This is a genomic window from Verminephrobacter aporrectodeae subsp. tuberculatae At4, from assembly GCF_000193225.1.
Lineage (GTDB): Bacteria > Pseudomonadota > Gammaproteobacteria > Burkholderiales > Burkholderiaceae_C > Acidovorax > Acidovorax aporrectodeae.
Genome location: NZ_AFAL01000508.1, coordinates 1 through 13,238, shown reverse-complemented (window position 1 = coordinate 13,238; position 13,238 = coordinate 1). Strand labels below are relative to the sequence as shown.

Below are 13,238 nucleotides of genomic sequence, written 5' to 3'. Positions count from 1 at the left end.
CGCTGCCATGCGGCCCATGATGAAGCAGCGCTTCGGGCGCATCATCAGCATCACCAGCGTGGTCGGGGCGTCGGGCAACCCGGGGCAGGCGAACTACGCGGCGGCCAAGGCCGGCGTCGCGGGGATGACCCGGGCGCTGGCGCGCGAACTGGGCAGCCGCGGAATCACGGTGAACTGCGTGGCCCCGGGTTTCATCGAGACCGACATGACGGCCAGCCTGCCCGAGGAGCAGCAAAAGGCGCTGCGCGCGCGGATCGCATTGGGGCATCTGGGCCAGCCCGCGGACATCGCGCACGCCGTCGTCTACCTGGCCTCGCGCGAGGCCGGCTACGTGACGGGGCAGGAACTGCATGTCAATGGGGGTATGTACATGTAATCGATGGAATTGGCACGGATTCATCCGGGTGGTGGGCTGTCGGGCAGGGCTCCCAAGCGGCTAGAATCGCGGATTCATTCACCATCCCCAGAGGGAAACCATGAGCGATATCGAAGTACGCGTCAAGAAAATCATTGCCGATCAACTCGGCGTGGAGGAGTCCCAGGTCACAAATGAAAAGGTTTTCGTGGCCGACCTCGGTGCCGACTCGCTCGACGCCGTGGAACTGGTGATGGCGCTGGAAGACGAATTCGGAATCGAGATCCCGGACGAAGACGCCGAGAAGATCACCACGGTACAAAGCGCCATCGATTACGCCAACAGCCATCAGAAGGCTTGAGGGGCGTCGCACGACCCGATTCGGGCGATCCAGCAAAAGGTTTTTTTACGCATGAGCCGTCGTCGCGTCGTCGTGACCGGTCTGGGTTGCGTCAGCCCCGTGGGCAATACGGTGGCCGATTCCTGGGCCAATATCTTGGCCGGAAAATCCGGCATTGGCCTGTCAGCAAGTTCGACGCGTCGAACTTTGCCTGCAAGATCGCAGGCGAGGTCAAGGGGTTCGACCTGGATTCGTACATCCGCGCCAAGGACGCGCGCGCGATGGACACTTTCATCCATTTTGGCATTGCGGCCGCCGAGCAGGCCGTGCAGGACGCCGGTCTGCCCACGGGGGATGCGCTCGGTGAGGAACTCGCGACGCGCATCGCCTGCGTGATCGGCTCGGGAATCGGCGGCCTGCCGTTGATCGAAAACACCCATGTGGAACTGATACAGCGCGGGCCACGGCGCATCACGCCGTTCTTCGTTCCTGCGTCGATCATCAACATGGTGGCGGGCCACGTATCCATGCGCTTTGGCTTCAAGGGGCCGAACCTCGCCGTGGTGACCGCCTGTACCACGGGGTTGCACTGCATCGGGGTGGCGGGCCGCATGATCGAGTACGGGGACGCGGATGTGGCGCTCGCCGGGGGGGCCGAGTCCACGGTCTCTCCGCTGGGCATTGGCGGCTTCGCTGCGATGCGCGCCCTGTCCACGCGCAACGCCGACCCGCAGACCGCTTCGCGCCCCTGGGACAGGGAGCGCGACGGTTTCGTGCTCGGGGAAGGCGCCGGCGTGCTGGTGCTCGAAGAGTACGCGCACGCAAAGGCCCGCGGCGCGCGGATCTACGCCGAACTATGTGGTTTCGGCATGAGCGCCGACGCCGGCCACATGACGGCCCCGAGCATGGACGGCCCGCGCCGCGCCATGCTGGGCGCACTGCGCAACGCCGAAATGAATGCCGCGGATGTCGATTATCTGAACGCCCACGGCACGTCCACGCCCCTGGGCGACCTCAATGAAACGCATGCCATCAAGGCCGCCCTGGGCGCGCACGCCTACAGCACCGTCATCAGTTCGACCAAGTCCATGACGGGCCATTTGCTCGGCGGTGCGGGCGGAATTGAAAGCGTGTTCACGGTATTGGCGCTGCACGAGCAGAAGGTGCCGCCCACCATCAACCTGTTGCAGCAGGACCCGGAGTGCGATCTGGACTACTGCGCAAACACCGCGCGCGACATGAGAATCGATGTGGCCGTGAAAAACAACTTCGGTTTTGGCGGCACCAACGGAACGCTGGTTTTCAAGCGCATTTGATCGCCGCTGCGGCGTCGGCGCGAATCACGGACCAAACAGCTTTCTGGTGTATTTCCCGGACACGGCCCCGCTGCGTTTGCCGTCCGCGCCGTAGTACCGATCTCTGCGGCACAGCCGCTCCTTGGTGTCGCAGAAAATGCCATTTGCGAAAGTGAACTCGGTCAGGTCGAAATCGCCCTGTGAGAACAGTTTCGTCGCGGTTTTTTTGCCGAGGTATTTTTCGGTAAGGCTGCGCGAGATTCCCTGGTCGTTGGCGCACACATAGCGGTCGCAAAGTACGCCCGGCTCGGGTGCGCGAAGCGCGGCCCGCCGCCCGGCGTGGGCAGGGATCGCGGATACGGCCAGCAGCAGGGCCAGAGAAAATGCCAGGCCCGATCCGGGTCTGCACCCGGTGGCCGGCTCGTGGTTCATTCTTTGCATCAACGATCTCCATGGACTGCGACCCCGGGCAACGCATCAGACGCCCTGGAGCGCAGGCGGGGTGCCGGGAGTGTATTCCAGCGGCAATATCGCAGAGACCAAGGTGCCCCCGCCGGGGCGCGAGGCGATGGACAGGCGACCGCCTGCGGCCTCGACGCGATGCCGCATGCCCGCCAGACCGTGCGAGTTGGGGCGCACGCTGACGGGGTCGAACCCCAGGCCGTCGTCGCGCACCTGCACTGCCACGTGGCGGGGATGGGAATGCACCGAAACGAGCACCCTGCGGGCCTTGGCGTACTTGCCGATGTTCGTCAGGGCCTCCTGAACCATCCGGTATACCGTGAGCTGCGTGGCTTCGGGCAGTTGCACGCTCTCCAGACTGGTCTCGACCTCGATTCCCGCGCGCTCGGCGCACTCGCGCGTGAGGATCTCGATGGCGGCGCTCAGCCCCAGGTTGGACAGCGACGAGGGGCGCAGGTCTTCGATGATGCGGCGCTTGAGCGCGATGCCGCTGTTGAGCGTTTCGGTCAGGTGCCTGAGGCGCTCGGCAACGTCCGGTGGCGTCGCGTCGATCTTGGATTTCAGGCGCGCCACATCGAGTTTGGCCGCGGTCAGCAAGGCGCCCAGCTCGTCGTGCAGTTCGCGCGCCAGATGCCCCCGCTCTTCCTCGCGCACCTGCTGCAGGTGATTCGCCAGCGCCGACAGCGTGGCGGTGCGCTCGCGCACCAGTCCCTCGAGCCGGTCCCGCTCGCGTTCGAGCAATTCCTGCTCGCGCTGGTTGACCGCCTGCAGGGCCCGCGCCTGGCGCAGATACATGGAAAAGGCGAGCAGGCCAATGACGGTGACCGTGGCAATGCCGATGCGCGACAGCATGAGCGACTGTTCGATTTGCCGCTGGCCGTTCTGCACGCGCCGGTCGCTGCGCTGGATCAGTTCCAGCGCATGCTGGTGGATCGCCTGCATGCACTCCTTGCCCATGTCCGTGTTCAGGATGAACTTCCAGGCGTCGATATTGCCCTGCCGGCGCAGGCGCAGGCTGAGTTCCATCTCTGCGAGCTTGCACGCTATCTGCTGCGAGAGCAGTCCGAACTCCTGCATGTCTTCGGGTGCGTGCACGAATTGCTGGCGCAGCCGGTCGAGCTTGGTTTGCACGGTGGAGATGGCCAGGTCGTAGGGCGCCAGGTAGGTCTCGTCGCCGGTGAGCAGATAGCCGCGCTGCCCCGTCTCCGCGTCGAGCATGCTTTGCAGCAAGGTGCTCACGTCGCTGTGCGTGCTCCGGCCCAGGGCCATCTGCCCTACCGCATCCTGAGAGCGCAAGTGCCCCGTCTCGTTGATGCCCACGAGCACCGCCATGGCCGCGAGCAGCACCATGGGCAGGCTCCGCGCCATCTTGCGCACCCGGGACAGCCAGCGCCGGGGGTTTTCTTCGGGGTGCATACGCTTGATTTCCGGATAATGGCCGGCCGCTTGAATGGGCCCCGGCCGTGCAGGAGTAGCCGGAGCGCTTCCCGGTCGATACGTACGGTAAGGAAAGACGGCGCGATGATCAAGATCGGCATTGTGGATGACCACGCGATCGTCCGCTCCGGACTGCGCCAGTTTCTGTCGGAGCATCTGGATCTGCGGGTGCAAGGGGAGGCAGCGAGCGGCGGGGAAGCCATCGACCTGGTCGCAACAAGGAAATCGACGTGCTGCTCATGGACCTGTCGATGCCCGGCCGCAGCGGGATCGACGTGCTCGCCAGGTTGCGCGCCAAGGCACCCAATATGGGCACTCTCATCCTGAGCAGCTACCCCGAGACGCACTATGCGGTCCCTCTGATCCACCAGGGGGCAAGCGGCTACCTGAACAAGGAATGCGATCCCTCGAAAATCGTGGAGGCCATCCGCACCATCGCGCTGGGCCGCCGCTACCTGACCCGGGCCGTGAGCAAACTGCTGGCCCGGGAGCTCAAGCGCAGGGACGCCGCGCCGCTGCACGCACAATTGTCGGAGCGTGAGTTTCAGGTGTTCCTCAAGCTGGCCCAGGGCAAGACGGCGGGCGACATCGCCCGGGCACTGTCGCTGAGCGTGAAGTCGGTGAGCACCTATCGCAGGCGACTCATGAGAAAGATGTGCCTGTCGTCAAACGCCGATCTGACCTACTACGCGCTCAAGAACCACCTGATTGACTTAGCCCCGCAAATAGCAGCACAGAATGAGCGCGTGGCGGGCCTTCTTTGGGTAGCGCAGAGGGTGCGCCGGTGAGGCCGATCGGTCCGGTGTCATAGGCTTATTCCAGCCTCTGCGCCAGCAGTTGGGCTTGTTCGGTAAATTTTTCCGGCCGCTTGCGTTGCAGTTGGGCCAAGTTCTGCAGCTTCCAGCGGATGCCCGGCAGATGCTCGGCATGCGCGATGCCCAGCAACGGCCATTCGGGGCGGCTGTTGACGAGTGATAGCAGAAAGCTGCGCTCATTGACATCGAGGCTGCTTTGCAGTTCCCAAACCATGCGCTCGCGCGTGGCGAGTAGCGCGTCCAGTTCCACTGGTTCGGTGGTCATGCCACGGAAGTTGCGTTCGTACTCTTGACCGATGTCGCGCATGGCCGGGAACAAGACTTCATGGACCGGCCGGTTGTGACTGGCGAGGTAGACCACGAAAGCGCGCCGGATGCCTGGGGTGATGCCTTCATGCGCGAACAACTGCATCACGTCGAACAGGTCGCGGGGGTGCTGGCGGTCCATGGCTGCGACGAGTTTGCCGCCATACACATCCTCCAACGACACCATCGGAATCTCCAGCTCAGCCAGCAAGGCGTCGCGGGCTGCGGGCGTCAGGGCCGCGGTGCGCACGGGCTGGACGGTGCCACGCATCACGAAGTTCACCTCGACCTTGACCTCGATCTTGCCGCGTCGCACCAGCAGTTTGGTTTCGCCGGCATCGGGCGTTGCCAGCGTGTGCGTCTGAAACCCCCGCGCGTTCAGGCGCTCCGCGGATTGCCGTATGGCGGCGTGGATGCATGTGAGTGCCGCGTCGCGAGGCAGACTGTGGTCGGGGAAGACCAGATCCAGATCGACCGACAGCCGTGGCATGTCCCGAATGAACAGATTGATCGCGGTGCCGCCTTTGAGCGCGAACGTGCCGTCTGCAAGGACGAAGGGCGCGATCTGGATCAGCAGGCGGGCGGTGTCGAGGTACGTCTGGTTCATGGCTTGAGCACCAAAAGCCCATTGGCCGAACGGGATACCCAGGCCCTCGCGCTGCCGGTGGGCAGTTGCGCGCGGTCCAGCTTCGCCGCCCAGGGCAGTGAGAGTTCGCGTCCCAGTTGCAGGCACAGGCGCACGGTCTTGACGCTGGTGCAGTGTTGCAGCAGTTCGCGCAGCACGTCGGCGCGCATGCTGTACGCACTCTCCGCCAGTTCACGCGCTTCTTGCAGTGGCTGTCGCACGCCGACCTCGCTGAGTACTTCCAGCAACCCGCGTTCGGGGCCGAAACCCGCGGCGCGCCGCTGCGCTTCTGGAGTGGCCCGGCATGCAACGGGGCGCTCGGCGCTTCGTCGAACAGGCGCTTGCGGTGGTATTCGGCCGGGAAGCGTTCGGTGAACCAGTCGGGCAGTTTGGCCGCCGTCCAGCCGTAGAGCTCCAGGACAGGTTGCTGTCGCACGAAGTGCCGTACCCCATACCAGTCGAGCGATGACTTGCCGCCGACATGCAGCCCATCGACGGCTCGTTCCAGCAAGAGCAGGCAGGGGTGCAGTTGCAGCACTTCGTTCGGGCGGCAGTACACGCCGCGCGCCAGGCGAGTGAGCCAGCCGGCGCGCGCGTAGTGGACGGCGAGGTCGGCGGAGATACCCCGCGTGGCCAGGTCCTCTGACGTCAACGGGGTTCCCGGTATCCAATGGGTGTACAGGTGATTTAGTTTGGTTCTCTCTATCGTAGCCATGCTACGATTTCTAGCACTAATTCAAGTAAATGGCAACATTGGCTTGAACGATTGAATCGTAGCCGGGCTACGGCAATACGAGCAGATCGAGCAACTTGCCGCGCGTGCAAGCTGCGTGTTCGGGCTTGGCCCCGCTTCTTGCCAAGGGCCATCGGCGCTCCGGGCGGACCCGGGGCGCATCACAGCACGCGCCGTCCCTCGCGCCAGACGCCGCGGACCACCGCCTGCCGATTGCCGTCGGGCAGCTCGGCCATATGCACCTGCACCAGGTCCGCGCGCAGGCCCGGGGCCAGTTCGCCGCGGTCCGGCATGCCGGCGGCGCGGGCCGGGTTGCAGGTGACGGTGGCGACGGCCTGGTGCAGGGCCAGGACCTGGTCCTGCACCAGCTGCATCACGGCGCTCAGCAGGCTGCCGGGAACGTAGTCCGACGAGAGGATGTCCAGCAGGCCCGCGCGCGCCAGTTCGGCGGCCGCCACATTGCCCGAGTGCGACCCGCCGCGCACCACGTTCGGACCGCCCATCACGGTGAGCAGGCCGCGCTCGTGCGCGGCGCGGGCGGCCGCCAGGGTGGTCGGAAATTCCGACAACGCGGCGCCCTCCGCGTGCGCCTGCGCCACGTGCGCGGCGGTGGTGTCGTCGTGGCTCGCGAGCGCGATGCCGTGGGTTCGGCAGTAGTCCACGAAGTACGCGCGGTGCGGCTGCGCGTACTGCGCCTGCAGCGTGGCGGAATGCGCCACCTGGCGCTCGAACTTTTCGTGGCTCCAGCCTTTCTTGCCGGTGTAGTAGATGCGCGCCTGCGCCAGGTTCTCCCACTGGCGCTGGCCCGGCGTGTGGTCCATGAGCGAGATCAGCGACAGGCGCGGGTGCCCGTGGAACGGCGTGAACAGGTCGATGGTGTTGGGCGCCGGCAGTTCGCAGCGCACGTGCAGGTGGTGCTCGGCGCGCAGCAGATCGCGTGCGCCGGCGGTGTCCATGGCCTCGAGCACCCGGTCCCAGGGGGCGCCGCGCAGGCTGTCCGTGTCCGCCTCGCCGACGCCGAGCGCGTCGAATACGGTGGTGATTCCTGCGGCGGCGATCTCGGCGTCGTGCCCGAGCAGCGCGGGCATCTCGGCCCAGTGCACCTTGGGCCGGGGCATGAGGTGGCGCTCGAAGTTGTCGGTGTGCAGTTCCACCAGACCGGGCAGGAGGTAGTCGCCGTCCAGGTCCATTCCCCCGGAGCGCCGGTGGCGCCGCAATCGAGCGCGGCGATGCGCCCGTCAGCGGTGCGCAGGCAGCCCAGCAGCACCTCGCCCAGGAGCACCAGGCGCGCGTTTCTGAAGAGCGTCGCGGTCATCGCGCGGCCCCGCGGAAGTCGCCCACGTTCACGCGCCGGGTGGCGACCGCAGCGCCCACGTGCGCGTCGTGGAAGATGCCGACCAGCGCTGCGCCGCGCGCCACGGCTTCGCGGATGAGCGCGATCACGGTCTCGGTGTTGGCCGCGTCCAGCGACGCCGTGGGCTCGTCGAGCAGCAGCAGCGGCCGGGGCCGGATCATGTTGCGCGCGATGTTCACGCGCTGCTGTTCCCCGCCCGAGAAGGTCGCCGGCGGCAGCTGCCACAGGCGTTCGGGGATGCGCAGCCGGCTCAGCCAGGCACGTGCCTGCGCGCGCGCGGCGGCCTGCGCCTGCGCGTCGCCGGCGGTTTCTTCGGTCAGCGGCTCGGCCACCACGTCGAGCGCCGGCACCCGCGGTATCACGCGCAGGAACTGGCTGACGTAGCCGATGCTGTCGCGCCGCAACTGCACCAGTGTCCGCGGCGCGGCCTGCGTCACGTCGATCGGCGTGCCCTGCGCCGAGCGCACCGTGATGCTGCCTTCGCTGGCGCGGTAGTTGGCGTAGATCAGCTTGAGCAGCGTGCTCTTGCCCATTCCCGAGGGGCCGTCGAGGACCACGCATTCGCCGGGCGCAACGCTCAGGTCCACGCCGCAGAGAACGGGCAGCTCGACGCCGTTCTGGTGGTGCAGGGTGAAGCGCTTGGACACCCCTTTCATCTGGAGTATGGGCGCGGTCATGGTTGCAGTACCGAAGAGACGAGGAGCTGGGTGTAGGGGTGTTGCGGGTCGTCGAGCAGTTGGTCGGTGAGTCCCGACTCGACCACGCGGCCGCGCTGCATGACCAGCATGCGCTGCGCCAGCAGGCGCGCGACGGCCAAGTCGTGCGTGACGATGACGGCGGCCAGCTGCATCTGCCGCGTGAGCTGGCGCAGCATGTCCAGCAGGCGCGCCTGCACCGAAACGTCCAGGCCGGAGGTGGGCTCGTCCATGAACACCAGGCGCGGCCGCGTCACCAGATTGCGCGCGATCTGCAGGCGCTGGCGCATTCCGCCCGAGAAGCTGCGCGGCGTGTCGTCAACGCGCGCGGCGTCGATCTCCACCCGCTGTAGCCATTCCATGGCCGTGGCCCGCAGCCGGCCGTAGTGGCGCTCGCCCAATCCCATCAGCCGTTCGCCCACGTTCGCGCCCGCGGAGACGTCCATGCGCAGGCCGTCTGCCGGGTTCTGGTGCACGAAGCCCCAGTCGGTGCGGGCCAGCAGGCGCCGCTGCGCTTCGCTCATGGCAAAGACATCCTGCAGCGCGCCAGCGCGCAGGCGAAACTGCACCGTTCCCGCGTCGGGCACGCTGCGCGCAGCGATCGCGTCGAGCAGCGTGGACTTGCCCGAGCCGGACTCGCCGACCACGGCGAGCACCTCGCCGGGCCACAGGTCGAAGGACGCGTCCTGCAACGCCACGCGCTCGCCGTAGCGCTTGGCCAGATTGCGCACGCTCAGCAGCGGCGCCTGTGCGTCCGAAGCGTTTGTCGGGGGGGTCATCGCGGGATGTCCATGACGAAGCTGACGCCGTGCCGCACAAGGCCCAGCGATTCATAAAAGGCGTGCGCGCCGGTGCGCCTGGCGTTGGACGAGAGCGCCAGCTTATAGCAGCCGGCCTCGCGGGCGCACTCCATGGCGTGCGCCATCATCCGGCGGCCTATGCCCTGGCCCTGCCGGTGGGCGGCGACGACCACGTCTTCGACGATCGCCGACGGCGCGCCCCGGTGTGCGAGGTTGTGCATGATCAGCAGCGCGTAGCTGCCCACCACGGCCGCCGTGGCGTCGCAGGCCACCCACAGCCGGTAGCTGGGGTAGCGCGCGAACTGCGCCCAGATGGCCTGCGCCTGCTGCGGGCTGAGCAGGTCCTGCGGGTCGCTTTCGATTTCCGCGTACAGCACCAGCACGGCTTCCAGGTCGGCCTGCGTGGCCTCGCGCAGGGTGACGCTCATGGCGCGTCCTTTCCGGCGTGTCCGCTGCCGGCCGGGGGCTCCTGGCGGTCCCGGCAGTAGTCGGAATCCGAGCACATATGCACGCGCGTTCCCTGGTCGTCGGTGATCACCTCGTCCAGAAAGCTGTCGCTGGCGCCGCACAGCGCGCAGACGGCGTCCCAGCGCTGGACTTCGAAGGGGTGGTCCTCGAAGCCCAGGCTCTGCACTGCCGTGTAGGGCGGAACGGCGTAGATGCGCTTCTCGCGGCCCGCGCCGAAGAGCTGCAAAGCGGGGTTCATATGCATTTTCGGGTTGTCGAACTTCGGTATCGGCGACGGCGCCATCACGTAGCGGCCATTCACCAGCACCGGGTAGTCGTAGGTGGTGGCGATATGCCCATGGCGCGCGATGTCTTCGTACAGCTTGACGTGCATCAGGCCGTATTCGGCAAGGCCGTGCAGCGTGCGCGTCTCGGTCTCGCGCGGCTCCAGGCGCTGCATGGGTTCGGGCACCGGCACCTGGTAGACGATGACCTGGCCCTCGGCGAGCGGGGTTTCGGGAATGCGGTGGCGCGTCTGGATCAGCGTGGCTGCGCGCGTGCGCGTGGTCGTCTCCACGGCCGTGGTGCGCTCGAAGAAGCGGCGGATGTTCACCGCGTTGACGGTATCGTCCGATCCCTGGTCGATGACCTTGAGGCGGTCCTGCGGCCCGATGATCGCCGCCGTCACCTGAATTCCCCCGGTGCCCCAGCCATAGGGCAGCGGCATCTCGCGCGATCCGAAGGGCACCTGGTAGCCCGGAATCGCCACCGCCTTGAGGATCGCGCGGCGGATCATGCGCTTGCTGCGCTCGTCCAGATAGGCGAAGTTGAAATCGCCGCTGACGCGCCGCGCGTCAGCGGGCAGGCCGTCCATGGCCAGGGGCTCGTGGGGGGCGTTCATGCCGTGTCTCCCGCGTCGGGTTGCGCCGCGCGCATCCTGCGCACCAGTTCCAGTTCGGCCTGAAAGTCCACGTAGTGCGGCAGTTTCAGGTGTTGCACGAAACCGGATGCCTCCAGGCTGTCGCTGTGCGCGAGAACGAACTCCTGCATTTGCGCGGGCGACTCCACCGGCTCGCCGAGTTCGTCGGCGCGCAGCGCGCGGTCCACCAGGCTCATCGCCAGGGCCTTGCGCTCGCTGTGGCCGAACGCCAGGCCATAGCCGCGCGTGAACTGCGGCGGCGCGCTCTTGCTGCCCGCGAACTGGTTCACCATCTCGCATTCGGTGACCTCGACGTCGCCGATCGAGAGCGCAAAACCCAGTTCCTCGGGCTCGATCTCCAGCGCCACCATTCCCAGGCGCAGTTCGCCCACGAACGGATGCGAGTGCGCGTACCCGCGCTGGGTGGAATACGCCATGGCGAGCAAAAAGCCCTCGTCGCCGCGCGCCAGATTCTGCAGGCGCGCCGCGCGCGGCGCGGGAAAGCGCAGCGGCTCGCGCGTCAGATCCGGCGGCGCGGGGTCGCCCGGGGGCAGAGGCCGGGTTTCGATCAGGCCCTCCCGGTTCAGCAGATCCACCACGCGCGGCACGGGCGTTGCGGCCTCGGACAAGCTGCTCGCGCGGTCCGGCGCTGGCGCCGGCGTCTCGCCCTGCGCCAGCAGCGTGAAGTCCAGCAGGCGCTGCGTGTAGTCGTAGGTCGGGCCCAGCACCTGGCCGCCGGGCAAATCCTTGAAGGTCGCCGAAACGCGGCGCTCCAGCGCCATGCGCGTGGTGTCGATCGGGCGGGTAGTGCCCAGGCGCGGCAGCGTCGCGCGGTAGGCGCGCAGCAGGAAGATGGCTTCGGCCAGATCGCCCGCAGCCTGCTTGATCGCCAGCGCCGCGAGTTCGGGGTCGTACACCGAGCCCTCGGTCATCACGCGGTCCACGGCCAGCTTGAGCTGCGCGCGGATCTGCTGCACCGACAGCTCCGGCAGCGCGGCGTCGCCCCGGCGCTGCGCTGCGAGCAGCCGGTAGCTGTTGACGATGGCGGTCTCTCCGCCCTTGACGGCAACGTACATGGGTCTCAGGCCTCCCGGGTTGGTGTTGCGCGGGCGATGCGCGCCGTGCGCGGCAGGCCGGCAATGTGCGCGGGCGCGCCCAGCAGCAGGTCGATCCCGCGCGGGAACGCGGCGTGGTTCGCCTCCCACTGGGGCAGGAAATCGTCGGGCAGGCCATCGACCCGCAGCGTCGTCGTGTCCCGGATTCCCGGGCCGCTCAGCTGCCAGGCGCCGGGGCCGCCGAGCGCCACGTCGAGCACGCAGGTCGCGGATTGGTCCGGGAAGCTGTCGCTGCCCTGCGCCAGGCTTTGCAGCGCGGGCATGGCGTCGCCCCGCGCCACCCAGGCAAAGCGCGCCAAGCCGGGTTCGGTGACCAGCGTGCAGCCGGTATGAAACCGCAGCCATGGGCCCGCGTCGCTGGCCGCCAGGCGCGCGGACAACCACAGCGTGCAGTCGCCGTCGAGCAGCGCGAGCAGCACCGCCGCAGAAGCGCCATGGCCCGCAGCGGGCGTTTGCGCACCGTGCGCGACGGCCACGCTGCGCCCGGGGTGCGAGAGCGCCTGCAGCACTGCGCGGAAAACGGCCTGGCTGCCCAGCGCCGGGTCCGCGAAGCCGGCGCCCAATGTGGACAGGGTGGACGCGCTCATTGTTGTGCGTCCTGCGCGTCTTGCGCGGAGTCTGCCCCGCCCTCGCGCGCCACGGTGAAGAAGTCCACCTTGGTGCTCGCCGCCCGCGCCTGCCGCGCGGCCTGCGCGCGGCGCAGATGGCAGCGGATGGGCTCGAGCAGGCGGGCGTCGAGCGCCGGCTGCTGCGCCGGGTCTTGCAACAGCGCGTCCGCCAGCGCTGCCAGTTGCGCGTGCCGGTGCGAGCGGCCCAGCACATAGGCCACGCCGACCGCTGCATCGGCCGCGTCCACCGCGTCCGCGCCCACCCCCACACGCAGCGCGCAGCGGGTCACGCTGACCTCGCCCAGGTGAAAGCGCTCGCCCGTTCCGCCGACGCGGCCCTGGACCATCATCAGTCCGGTCTCGGGAGCGCGCAGCCAGCGCGCGGGGCCTGCGGCATGTTCGTGCAGCGCGGATTCGAGCAGCCCCAGCGGGGCCCGGGCAAGCAACGCCATCCAGTTCGCACGGCCCACGGGCTTGCCGGGGCTGTCAAAGGCTTGAAACATGCAGGTGATACTCTGAAAGTTGTATAGACAAATCAGCCGAACCGCGCCAGCTTAGAACACGCACATGTAGGTTTCATGACAGCCAGCATCGCCACCCTTTCCCCCGTTTCTCCCCCTTGCGCGCGGCGCCCGGCGCGCGCCAGCTTCTGGACGCGCATCACCGCCGAGCTGACCGACGCCATCGGCCGCGGCGTCTATCCGCCCGGCCAGCGCCTGCCATCGGAACACGCGCTCGCGGAGCAATTCGGCGTGAACCGCCACACCATCCGCCGCTGCCTGGCGAACCTGTGCAGCCAGGGTCTGGTGCGCATCACGCAGGGCAGCGGCACCTACGTCGAAGACTTTGCGGTGGACCTGGCGCTGGGCAAGCGCATGCGCCATCAGCAGGGCCTGGCGCAGTCCGGCTTGCGCGGCAGCCTGGTGCTGCTG

Annotated in this window: 13 protein-coding genes and 4 pseudogenes; 5 read left to right on the top strand and 12 right to left on the bottom strand. The window is 67.7% G+C overall.

Annotated elements, in window-relative coordinates:
• The 3 genes and pseudogenes from VTU_RS0117330 to fabF all read left to right on the top strand — a co-directional run.
• On the top strand, nucleotides 1-376 hold a 376-nt coding region (locus VTU_RS0117330; protein ID WP_010106487.1), incomplete at its 5' end, for an SDR family oxidoreductase.
• Between the two features lie 100 nt (nucleotides 377-476).
• On the top strand, nucleotides 477-716 hold the full coding sequence (gene acpP, locus VTU_RS0117325; RefSeq protein WP_010106486.1) for an acyl carrier protein: 240 nt from the start codon (nucleotides 477-479) through the stop codon (nucleotides 714-716).
• A gap of 51 nt (nucleotides 717-767) precedes the next feature.
• Nucleotides 768-1,948 (top strand): annotated as a pseudogene (gene fabF / locus VTU_RS27885) (beta-ketoacyl-ACP synthase II); the annotation flags it as partial.
• 87 nt (nucleotides 1,949-2,035) lie between these two features.
• Here the strand turns inward: fabF and VTU_RS0117315 are convergent.
• Together VTU_RS0117315 and VTU_RS27880 are read right to left on the bottom strand one after the other, a co-directional pair.
• Nucleotides 2,036-2,422, bottom strand: coding sequence for a YcgJ family protein (locus VTU_RS0117315; protein WP_010106484.1), 387 nt, complete (start codon nucleotides 2,420-2,422; stop codon nucleotides 2,036-2,038).
• Between the two features lie 45 nt (nucleotides 2,423-2,467).
• Nucleotides 2,468-3,868: a sensor histidine kinase gene (locus VTU_RS27880; protein WP_010106483.1), complete on the bottom strand. Its 1,401-nt coding sequence runs from the start codon at nucleotides 3,866-3,868 to the stop codon at nucleotides 2,468-2,470.
• Nucleotides 3,869-3,973: 105 nt separating this feature from the next.
• Here VTU_RS27880 and VTU_RS0117305 point away from each other — a divergent pair.
• Nucleotides 3,974-4,602: pseudogene (locus VTU_RS0117305) on the top strand (response regulator); the annotation flags it as partial.
• A gap of 100 nt (nucleotides 4,603-4,702) precedes the next feature.
• Here the strand turns inward: VTU_RS0117305 and VTU_RS0117300 are convergent.
• The 10 genes and pseudogenes from VTU_RS0117300 to phnG form a co-directional block, all read right to left on the bottom strand.
• Nucleotides 4,703-5,617 (bottom strand): nucleotidyl transferase AbiEii/AbiGii toxin family protein, encoded by a 915-nt coding sequence (locus tag VTU_RS0117300; RefSeq protein WP_010106481.1) that lies wholly within the window; start codon nucleotides 5,615-5,617, stop codon nucleotides 4,703-4,705.
• Nucleotides 5,614-6,350, bottom strand: a pseudogene (locus VTU_RS35590) (type IV toxin-antitoxin system AbiEi family antitoxin domain-containing protein). Before VTU_RS35590 ends, VTU_RS0117300 begins: the two are co-directional and overlap by 4 nt.
• 179 nt (nucleotides 6,351-6,529) lie before the next feature.
• Nucleotides 6,530-7,683: pseudogene (locus VTU_RS27870) on the bottom strand (alpha-D-ribose 1-methylphosphonate 5-triphosphate diphosphatase).
• Nucleotides 7,680-8,399, bottom strand: a complete 720-nt coding sequence (gene phnL, locus VTU_RS0117285) for a phosphonate C-P lyase system protein PhnL (protein ID WP_010106474.1) — start codon at nucleotides 8,397-8,399, stop codon at nucleotides 7,680-7,682. Before phnL ends, VTU_RS27870 begins: the two are co-directional and overlap by 4 nt.
• A complete protein-coding gene (gene phnK / locus VTU_RS0117280; RefSeq protein ID WP_010106472.1) occupies nucleotides 8,396-9,196 on the bottom strand; it encodes a phosphonate C-P lyase system protein PhnK in 801 nt (266 codons plus the stop codon). The genes phnL and phnK overlap by 4 nt, the downstream gene beginning before the upstream one ends.
• Nucleotides 9,193-9,645: a GNAT family N-acetyltransferase gene (locus VTU_RS0117275; protein WP_010106470.1), complete on the bottom strand. Its 453-nt coding sequence runs from the start codon at nucleotides 9,643-9,645 to the stop codon at nucleotides 9,193-9,195. The genes phnK and VTU_RS0117275 overlap by 4 nt, the downstream gene beginning before the upstream one ends.
• A complete protein-coding gene (locus VTU_RS0117270) occupies nucleotides 9,642-10,565 on the bottom strand; it encodes an alpha-D-ribose 1-methylphosphonate 5-phosphate C-P-lyase PhnJ (RefSeq protein WP_010106468.1) in 924 nt (307 codons plus the stop codon). The genes VTU_RS0117275 and VTU_RS0117270 overlap by 4 nt, the downstream gene beginning before the upstream one ends.
• Nucleotides 10,562-11,659 (bottom strand): carbon-phosphorus lyase complex subunit, encoded by a 1,098-nt coding sequence (locus VTU_RS0117265; protein WP_010106467.1) that lies wholly within the window; start codon nucleotides 11,657-11,659, stop codon nucleotides 10,562-10,564. The genes VTU_RS0117270 and VTU_RS0117265 overlap by 4 nt, the downstream gene beginning before the upstream one ends.
• A gap of 5 nt (nucleotides 11,660-11,664) precedes the next feature.
• Nucleotides 11,665-12,285 (bottom strand): phosphonate C-P lyase system protein PhnH, encoded by a 621-nt coding sequence (gene phnH / locus VTU_RS0117260; RefSeq protein ID WP_010106466.1) that lies wholly within the window; start codon nucleotides 12,283-12,285, stop codon nucleotides 11,665-11,667.
• Nucleotides 12,282-12,809 (bottom strand): phosphonate C-P lyase system protein PhnG, encoded by a 528-nt coding sequence (phnG, locus tag VTU_RS0117255; protein ID WP_010106465.1) that lies wholly within the window; start codon nucleotides 12,807-12,809, stop codon nucleotides 12,282-12,284. Before phnG ends, phnH begins: the two co-directional genes overlap by 4 nt.
• A 75-nt stretch (nucleotides 12,810-12,884) precedes the next feature.
• Here phnG and VTU_RS0117250 point away from each other — a divergent pair.
• Nucleotides 12,885-13,238 (top strand): GntR family transcriptional regulator (locus VTU_RS0117250; protein ID WP_010106464.1); only part of this gene is annotated, 354 nt, incomplete at its 3' end.